Source organism: Variovorax sp. 10L421, from assembly GCF_056395365.1.
On sequence record NZ_JBFTJJ010000068.1, the window covers coordinates 1 to 1,051 of the forward strand.

1 protein-coding gene is annotated in these 1,051 nt (G+C 64.1%); it reads right to left on the reverse strand.

Annotated features, from left to right (window positions below):
* Nucleotides 1-4: 4 nt before the first annotated feature.
* Nucleotides 5-1,051, reverse strand: a 1,047-nt coding sequence (tuf, locus tag AC1DFC_RS29755) for an elongation factor Tu (RefSeq protein ID WP_478180586.1), incomplete at its 5' end; no start/stop codon positions are given.

The following is a 1,051-nucleotide window of genomic DNA, read 5'->3' on the forward strand; positions in this document are numbered from 1 at the left end:
CGGCTTAGATGTCGAGGATTTTCGCCACGACGCCCGAACCCACGGTGCGGCCGCCTTCGCGGATGGCGAAGCGCAGGCCTTCTTCCATCGCGATCGGGTTGATCAGCTTCACGGTGATGCTGACGTTGTCGCCGGGCATGACCATTTCCTTGTCCTTGGGCAGCTCGATCGCGCCGGTCACGTCCGTCGTGCGGAAGTAGAACTGCGGACGGTAGTTGTTGAAGAACGGCGTGTGACGGCCGCCTTCGTCCTTTGACAGGACATACACCTCGGCGGTGAAGTGCACGTGCGGCTTGATCGAGCCGGGCTTGCACAGCACTTGGCCGCGCTCGACTTCTTCGCGCTTCGTGCCGCGCAGCAGCACGCCGACGTTGTCGCCAGCCTGGCCCTGGTCCAGCAGCTTGCGGAACATTTCCACGCCGGTGCAGGTGGTCTTGACGGTCGGGCGGATGCCGACGATTTCGATTTCCTCGCCGACCTTGATCACGCCGCGCTCGACAGCGCCGGTCACCACGGTGCCGCGACCCGAGATCGAGAACACGTCTTCCACGGGCATCAGGAAGGTGCCGTCCACGGCGCGCTCGGGCGTCGGGATGTAGGTGTCGAGGGCTTCGGCCAGCTTCATGATGGCACCTTCGCCCAGCTCGCCCTTGTCGCCTTCGAGGGCGAGCTTGGCCGAGCCGTGGATGATGGGGGTGTCATCGCCGGGGAATTCGTACTTGTCGAGGAGTTCGCGGACTTCCATTTCGACCAGCTCGAGCAGTTCCTTGTCGTCGACCATGTCGCACTTGTTCAGGAACACGATGATGTAGCCCACGCCCACCTGGCGAGCCAGCAGGATGTGCTCACGGGTCTGGGGCATCGGGCCGTCAGCGGCCGAACACACCAGGATGGCGCCGTCCATCTGGGCGGCGCCGGTGATCATGTTCTTCACGTAGTCGGCGTGGCCGGGGCAGTCGACGTGTGCGTAGTGGCGGTTGGCCGTTTCGTACTCGACGTGCGCGGTGTTGATCGTGATGCCGCGGGCCTTTTCTTCGGGCGCAGCGTCGAT